This is a genomic window from Curtobacterium sp. NPDC090223 (assembly GCF_044746585.1).
Taxonomy (GTDB): domain Bacteria; phylum Actinomycetota; class Actinomycetes; order Actinomycetales; family Microbacteriaceae; genus Curtobacterium.
This window is the reverse complement of record NZ_JBIVCN010000004.1, coordinates 498,757-505,166: the sequence shown is the minus strand read 5'-3', so window position 1 is coordinate 505,166 and position 6,410 is coordinate 498,757. Positions and strand designations below refer to the sequence as shown.

9 protein-coding genes and 1 tRNA gene are annotated in these 6,410 nt (G+C 68.4%); 6 read left to right on the top strand and 4 right to left on the bottom strand.

Annotated elements, in window-relative coordinates:
* Positions 1 to 366 precede the first annotated feature (366 nt).
* Entirely contained in the window at positions 367 to 669 is a 303-nt protein-coding gene (locus ACIPJY_RS12595; protein ID WP_400468184.1) for a hypothetical protein, read from the top strand.
* A gap of 344 nt (positions 670 to 1,013) precedes the next feature.
* Here ACIPJY_RS12595 and ACIPJY_RS12590 read toward each other — a convergent pair.
* Positions 1,014 to 1,103: transfer RNA gene (locus tag ACIPJY_RS12590), tRNA-Ser, on the bottom strand.
* Between the two features lie 143 nt (positions 1,104 to 1,246).
* On the opposite strand from ACIPJY_RS12590, the gene ACIPJY_RS12585 reads away from it, so the two are divergent.
* The gene (locus ACIPJY_RS12585; protein ID WP_400463865.1) at positions 1,247 to 2,227 is read left to right on the top strand and encodes an SGNH/GDSL hydrolase family protein; all 981 of its coding nucleotides are present in this window, start codon (positions 1,247 to 1,249) and stop codon (positions 2,225 to 2,227) included.
* A 9-nt stretch (positions 2,228 to 2,236) separates the two neighbouring features.
* Complete coding sequence (gene radA, locus ACIPJY_RS12580) at positions 2,237 to 3,598, top strand: DNA repair protein RadA (RefSeq protein WP_400463868.1); 1,362 nt, start codon at positions 2,237 to 2,239, stop codon at positions 3,596 to 3,598.
* 36 nt (positions 3,599 to 3,634) lie between these two features.
* Here the strand turns inward: radA and ACIPJY_RS12575 are convergent, their stop codons facing one another.
* Positions 3,635 to 4,018, bottom strand: a complete 384-nt coding sequence (locus ACIPJY_RS12575; protein WP_400463871.1) for an SseB family protein — start codon at positions 4,016 to 4,018, stop codon at positions 3,635 to 3,637.
* A gap of 282 nt (positions 4,019 to 4,300) precedes the next feature.
* On the opposite strand from ACIPJY_RS12575, the gene ACIPJY_RS12570 reads away from it, so the two are divergent.
* Together ACIPJY_RS12570 and ACIPJY_RS12565 are read left to right on the top strand one after the other, a co-directional pair.
* The gene (locus ACIPJY_RS12570; RefSeq protein WP_123655181.1) at positions 4,301 to 4,507 is read left to right on the top strand and encodes a cold-shock protein; all 207 of its coding nucleotides are present in this window, start codon (positions 4,301 to 4,303) and stop codon (positions 4,505 to 4,507) included.
* 116 nt (positions 4,508 to 4,623) lie between these two features.
* Positions 4,624 to 5,058: a hypothetical protein gene (locus tag ACIPJY_RS12565; RefSeq protein WP_400463874.1), complete on the top strand. Its 435-nt coding sequence runs from the start codon at positions 4,624 to 4,626 to the stop codon at positions 5,056 to 5,058.
* A gap of 18 nt (positions 5,059 to 5,076) precedes the next feature.
* Here ACIPJY_RS12565 and ACIPJY_RS12560 read toward each other — a convergent pair whose 3' ends face one another.
* A complete protein-coding gene (locus tag ACIPJY_RS12560) occupies positions 5,077 to 5,442 on the bottom strand; it encodes a hypothetical protein (protein WP_400463877.1) in 366 nt (121 codons plus the stop codon).
* Between the two features lie 22 nt (positions 5,443 to 5,464).
* Between ACIPJY_RS12560 and ACIPJY_RS12555 the strand changes: the two genes are divergently transcribed.
* Positions 5,465 to 5,728: a hypothetical protein gene (locus tag ACIPJY_RS12555; protein WP_400463880.1), complete on the top strand. Its 264-nt coding sequence runs from the start codon at positions 5,465 to 5,467 to the stop codon at positions 5,726 to 5,728.
* A gap of 108 nt (positions 5,729 to 5,836) precedes the next feature.
* On the opposite strand, the gene ACIPJY_RS12550 is transcribed toward ACIPJY_RS12555, so the two are convergent.
* Positions 5,837 to 6,379, bottom strand: coding sequence for an amino-acid N-acetyltransferase (locus tag ACIPJY_RS12550; protein WP_400463883.1), 543 nt, complete (start codon positions 6,377 to 6,379; stop codon positions 5,837 to 5,839).
* Between the last annotated feature and the right edge of the window lie 31 nt (positions 6,380 to 6,410).

Here is a 6,410-nt window from a genome sequence, read left to right as displayed (position 1 = left end):
GCAAGGTGGTGGCGGCGTCAGCGGTGTAGGCCAGGACGATCTCGTCGAGCGCGGACCGGACGGCCCGCCACGGTCGAGCATCGTCGGGGACCCCGAGACGTCATCGATGCTCGTCGCGTCATACCCGCGCTGTTCAAACAGGTCCAACGCGTCACCGGCCAGGGACTCCGTCATGGCTCGCCGCGCACGCGCCCGAGCGCTCGACGGCCGCTTCGAGGACGACACTCCGTTCCCACTCGTCATCGGCATACCCGTATCCTAACACCAAGTTGACAAAGCGGGACTCAGTACCACATAGTGATCTGCGTGCTGATAAACGTCGGCGTCGGCCGCTGCACAGCGGCAAGACCAGGAAGACGAAGTGCCATGAACGAAGCAACCCTCCGCCCCTACCTCGACGCCCACCTCGACGCACTGACCCGCGGAGACGTCGACGCGATCTCAGAAGACTTCATCGCTGAGCTCCGCCCCCATGTCCCCGCAGTCGTCGCATCGCTGCCCACCCCGATCCTCTCGGCCGAGAGCATCTCGGTCGAGATCGACCCCGAGAAGGCTGTTGTGTTCAACCGGCTCACCGCACCGAACAACACGGTGATCACGATGCGATCCGAATGGATCGTCAGCGACGGGCGCCCGCGCATCTTGAACGGTGCGCCCGTCGAGAACTGAACAAGCGCCCCGAACACTCCACCGGACTTCGGTCGATGGCGCCGAGACATCACCAGCGGACACGCGATCGGCGGGCCGTGCGGGACAACCCGTCGGTCGTCGCATATGCCGATGAGGTTCGGGCCGGGCCGCAGGGGAGCCTGGTGGGAAGGCTTGCGCTTCGCTGCGCACGCTCGCGGGACAGGCGAGGTGCCTGGGACACCGGGTCGGGCGACTCTGACTGGACACGCTGCCGAGAAGGACGCAGCCGCGGTGCGGAGTGGTGTGCTCAGAAGAGTGCACCAGACATGTACCAGGGACGCCCCTCGAAACAAGAAAACCCCCGCGTGAACGGGGGTTTTCTGTGGCGGTACCGGTGGGATTTGAACCCACGGTGGAGTTGCCCCCACACATGTTTTCGAGACATGATCCTTCGGCCGCTCGGACACGGTACCGGGAGAGAGTTTACACGATCTGGGAGGCCCCTCGCGACACCCCAAGACGGCTCGGCTCCCACAGGCGACCGCGTCCAGGGCTCTTCCCACAGCCACAGGGTCCGCTCTGATCCGACTGATCCAGCGGGCGTACCGTCCACCGCATGAAGTCCCGAACCCTCATCGCCCTGCTCTCCTCGATCGGCGGCGGCCTGGTCGTCGCCGGCGGCGCCGCCGTCGGCGCCCGGGCCGGCGTCAAGGGCCAGCGAGCAGCCGCACAACGCGTCGTCGACATGCTCCCGTCGCACGCCGACTGGTGGCGTGAACGACTCCACCACGAGGGCGAGATCACGTACCTGGCGATCGGCGACTCCGCCGCGCAGGGGGTCGGCGCCACGGTCCCGTCCCGCGGCTACGTCGGCCTGCTCGCCCGCCGGATCAAGCACCGGTCACGCGAGACGGTGCGGGTGGTGAACCTCAGCGTCTCCGGTGCGACGACGTGGGGCGCGAAGAAGGACCAGCTCCCGAAGCTGCGGAGCTTCACCCCCGACGTCTGCACGGTCTCGATCGGCGCGAACGACATCGCGGACTTCCACCCCGACAAGTTCGAGCGGAACCTCCGCGCGATCTACGGCGCAGTGCCCTCGCACGCGATCGTCGCCGAGCTGCCGTGCATGTTCGTCCCCGACCGCGAGCGCAAGGTCGCCGTCGCGAACGAGATCGTGCACCGCGTCGCGGACGAACTCGGGCTGACGGTGGCACCGCTGCACGCGATCACGCGCCGAGTGGGCCTGCGTCGCACGTTCTTCAACACCTACGGAGATCTCTTCCACCCGAACGACCGCGGGTACGAGATCTGGGCGAGCGCGTTCGAGCCGGCGATCGACGCCAGGGTCGACACCGTCGCCGCGATCCGGCACTACCTCTCCGCCCGAGAAGCCGAGGACCTCGGGCGCGAAGCCGGGGCGGTGGCGAACGCCCGCGCGGAGCAGGACACCCTCGGCGCCGAGGACATGGACCGCGCACACCGCCCGAACCGCGTCGACCGGCTCCGGCAGCGCATGACCGGGTCGATCGCGGTGCCCGCAGAAGCACACGACGCCGACACCGCTGACGATGCCGGTGATGTCGGCGGCGCGGCCTAACCTCGTCCCATGGCCCGCCCCCAGTCCTCCTACCGCTGCTCCGAGTGCGGCTGGACCACCATCAAGTGGGTCGGTCGCTGCGGCGAGTGCCAGGCATGGGGCACCGTCGAAGACGCCTCCGCCGTCACGGCCAGCGCACGGGGCACCAGTGCGGTCGCCGTCACGGGGACCCGCATCGCGCAGCCCATCACGCAGGCCCGCGGCGGCGCGGTCCCCCGCTGGCAGACCGGCATCGGCGAGTTCGACCGGGTGCTCGGCGGCGGGATCGTCCCGGGCGCCGCTGTCCTGCTGAGCGGCGAGCCCGGTGTCGGCAAGTCCACCCTCCTGCTCGAGGTCGCCTCGCGCGCCGCCGCGATGGGCAAGCGCGTCCTCTACGTCAGCGCCGAGGAGTCCGTCGACCAGGTCCGCCTGCGGGCCGAGCGCACCGGCGCGATGCACGACGACCTCTACCTCGCGAGCGAGGTCGACCTCGGTGTCATCCTCGGCCAGATCGACCAGGTGCAGCCGGACCTGCTCATCGCCGACTCCGTGCAGACGATCTCGTCGGCCAGCATCGACGGCATCGCGGGTGGCACGTCGCAGGTCCGAGAGGTCGCATCGACCCTCATCCGTGCCGCGAAGGACCGAGCCCTGCCCGTGCTCATCGTCGGGCACGTCACGAAGGACGGTTCGATCGCCGGCCCGCGGTTGCTCGAACACCTGGTCGACGTCGTCTGCCACTTCGAGGGTGACCGCCAGACCGCACTCCGGTTCGTCCGCGCCCTGAAGAACCGGTTCGGTCCCACGGACGAAGTCGGCTGCTTCGACATGGCCGGCGACGGCATCCACGAGGTCCCGGACCCCAGCGGCCTGTTCATGTCACGCAACGGCACACCGGTGTCGGGCACCTGCATCACGGTGACGATGGAGGGCCGCCGCGCACTCCCGGTCGAGGTACAGGCCCTGGTCGTCCCGAGTTCCGCACCGCAGCCGCGCCGCGTGGTGAACGGGGTCGACTCGTCGCGCGTCGCGATGCTGCTCGCCGTCCTCGAACGTCGCGCGGGCATCAAGCTCTCCGACGCGGACGTCTACGTCTCGACCGTCGGCGGCATGAAGCTCACCGAGCCCGGCGCCGACCTGGCGATCGTGCTGGCGCTCGCCAGTGCTGCACGGGACCGTCCGTACCCGCACACCCTGGCGGCCATCGGGGAGATCAGCCTGGCCGGCGAGATCCGTCAGGCCACCGGCGCGAAGCAACGCGCCGGTGAAGCCCGTCGGCTCGGGTTCACGACCGTGCTCGGAGCGGATGCGGAACACCTCCGTGAAGCACTCCGCGTCGCGTTCTCCATGACGAAGTCCGTCCGGGAACGCGAACTCGACGCCGCCTTCTGACCCCAGACAGCAGCCCCGACACGCGCGGGGCCGTCGTCAGGCGCGCAATGCGGCCAGCAGGTCGGCGGGATCCGACTGCATCGTGTGCGGCCCCGCGATGTCGAAGAACACACCCTCGAGCGAGTCGAGGTGCGCGGCGAGGAACTCCTCGAGCCGTGCTGCGTCGTAGACCATGACCTGCCGGATCTTCTCGTCCGGGACCATCGCGGTGTACGCGTCCGCGGACGAGAACAGCAGCAGGATGCGCTTGTCCGAGCCTTCCCGGCCGAACACCCGCACCTGCATGTCCTTCTTGCCGGTGACGAGCCTGGGCACGATCACGATGTCGTTCCGCAGCGCGTACGCCACCGCCGCCACGTCCTGCTTCGCGAGGGCTTCCTCGAGCTGTTCACTCCGGAAGCGCTGTTCCTTGTCTGCCATCACCATCAAGTTCATCAGATTTCGCCCCGAGGAGGCGAACTGTCTGGTCGTGGGGCCAAAGACCCTGTAGGTTGAGGACACCGCTTCTGCGGCGCCCAACGTCCGGACGAGGTGGTTTCACTCCCTCATCCGGGCTCACGGGTCACTGGCCCACGGGCCTGACCCCGAACCCGTCCCGCCGGCACCTGCCCGCGTGGCGCATCACCCTCGTCGACATACGTCGAGGCTCCGTCTGCGTGTCATACCGCGATGGAAAGCAAGAACAGTTAAGGAAACGCCATCATGGCAACTGGAACCGTCAAGTGGTTCAACAACGAAAAGGGCTTCGGGTTCATCGCCCCGGACGACGGCAGCGCCGACGTCTTCGCCCACTTCTCGGCGATCTCGGGCAGCGGTTACCGCGGCCTCGAGGAGAACCAGAAGGTGGAGTTCGAGATCACTGAGGGCCGCAAGGGCCCGCAGGCGGAGAACATCTCCGTCATCGGCTGAACCCCAGGGGAACGCTGACCGTCATCCGGTCGGCTGACCCCGAACACGACCGCGGTCGGACTCGATCGATACCTCGTCATGACGAGGATCGATCGGCCGGCCGCGATTGTGTTTGTATGACCAGTTCACGCATCGCAGCGACCACCGCAGCAGCAGCACTCGCCCTGACCGTCGTCGGACTGACCGGGTGCGCACAGATCCACCAGCAGGTCGGTGACGCCTGGTCCGTCACGTACGAGGTCACCGTCGACTCGCCGGACGCGACACCGCTCCACGACGTCCGCTACGACGGCGCCGAGCGCCGTGGTGCGGCACCCGAGACGCACACCGTCACGTCGACGTCGACGAAGGCGGGTACTGGCGGGAACACCAGCTGGACGCGGGACACCATCGTGCTCACCCAGGACGACGCCTCGGTGCGCGCCACTCCTCCGGCTGGGCGGACCGCGAGCTGTCGCATCCTGCTCGACGGCGAGAAGGTCATCGCCGAGGAGCTCGGCCACCCGGGTGAGCCGGTCCGGTGCGCTGCGACGACCCCGGACTTCAGCTGACCGGGACCGCGCCGGCGATCAGTTCAGGATGAACTGCGCCGACTCCTTCGACGTGATGTTCCCCACCGCGACCTGCAGGTGGTAGCTCGCTCCCCCACCGGTCACCGACGGGCGCGAGGAGTCACACGTCGACGTGGACGACCGGGTGCGGTCCCACGCGATCGCCGGCGTGGTCAGGGTCTGCCCGGCCTTGATCGTGACGTCCTGGTTCGTCCCACCGGTCTGGCAGTCCTTCGAGGACCAGTACTGCTCCTCACCGGAGCTGATCGTGAGCACCTGCTGCGACGACCCGAGGTCCATGTGGCACGAGTTCGACCCGGTGTTCTCGATCGACATCGCGATCTTCGGGTCCTCGGTGGGCCCGTAGGCGCTCTTGTCGAGCACGGGCGTCAGCGTGATCTGACTCTTGGAGCAGGTCGAACCGGAAGCAGACGACGCAGAAGACGACGATGCCGAAGGGGACGGCGACGCAGAGGGCGAGCCAGAAGACGACGGCGCCGAGGAAGCGGACGGCGACGACGACGACGACCGAACAGACGACGAAGAAGGCGAAGCCGAAGCAGATGGCGCCGCCGCCGGCGCCCCGTTCCCACGCCCCACCACGATGAGCACGACGACGATCACGATGAGCAGGATCACTCCCGCCACGGTCGCACGGCGGCGCCAGTAGACGCCCGGCTTCTGCGGGCCGACGGGGTGACGGAACGACGACATGCGCACAGGGTAGACAACGCCGGGCACGCCACGAGGGAACCCCGCCGAACCGGGCGCGAAAGCGTCAGAGGATCTTCAGCATGCGGGTGTTGCCGAGGGTGTTCGGCTTCACCCGGGCCAGGTCGAGGAACTCCGCCACGCCTTCGTCCGACGAGCGCACGAGCTCCGCGTAGACGGACGGCGCGACGACCTGCTCACCGATCTCCAGGTACCCGTGCTTCGCGAAGAACTCGACCTCGAACGTCAGGCAGAAGATGCGCGCCACGCCGAGCGCCCGGGCGTCGTGCTCGAGCGCCTCGAGCATCCGGTGACCGACGCGCTTGTGGATCCAGTCCGCGTCGAGGGCGAGCGTGCGCACCTCGGCGATGTCGTCCCAGAACACGGCGAGGGCACCGCACCCGATCGGCACGCCGTCCGGCCCCTCGGCGATCCGGAACTGCTGGATCGAGCCGTACAGGGCGACGTTCTCCTTGCCGAGCAGGATCCGCCGGTCGACGTAGGGGGCGATGAGCCGCTGGATGTGCGGCACGTCCGACGCCAGCGCGGGTCGCACCAGGATGCCGTGGTCGTCCCGTTCGTGGAACGCGTGCTTCCCGTGCTCAGTCATCTCCCCCACCATAGTGCGGTCGGGGGACAGC

Excerpts from the sequence above, each read along its gene's own strand:
- ACIPJY_RS12595 (WP_400468184.1), top strand. The coding sequence starts at position 367 with ATGAACGAAGCAACCCTCCGCCCCTACCTCGACGCCCACCTCGACGCA.
- ACIPJY_RS12585 (WP_400463865.1), top strand. The coding sequence starts at position 1,247 with ATGAAGTCCCGAACCCTCATCGCCCTGCTCTCCTCGATCGGCGGCGGC.
- radA (WP_400463868.1), top strand. The coding sequence starts at position 2,237 with ATGGCCCGCCCCCAGTCCTCCTACCGCTGCTCCGAGTGCGGCTGGACC.
- ACIPJY_RS12575 (WP_400463871.1), bottom strand. The coding sequence starts at position 4,018 with ATGGCAGACAAGGAACAGCGCTTCCGGAGTGAACAGCTCGAGGAAGCC.
- ACIPJY_RS12570 (WP_123655181.1), top strand. The coding sequence starts at position 4,301 with ATGGCAACTGGAACCGTCAAGTGGTTCAACAACGAAAAGGGCTTCGGG.
- ACIPJY_RS12565 (WP_400463874.1), top strand. The coding sequence starts at position 4,624 with ATGACCAGTTCACGCATCGCAGCGACCACCGCAGCAGCAGCACTCGCC.
- ACIPJY_RS12550 (WP_400463883.1), bottom strand. The coding sequence starts at position 6,379 with ATGACTGAGCACGGGAAGCACGCGTTCCACGAACGGGACGACCACGGC.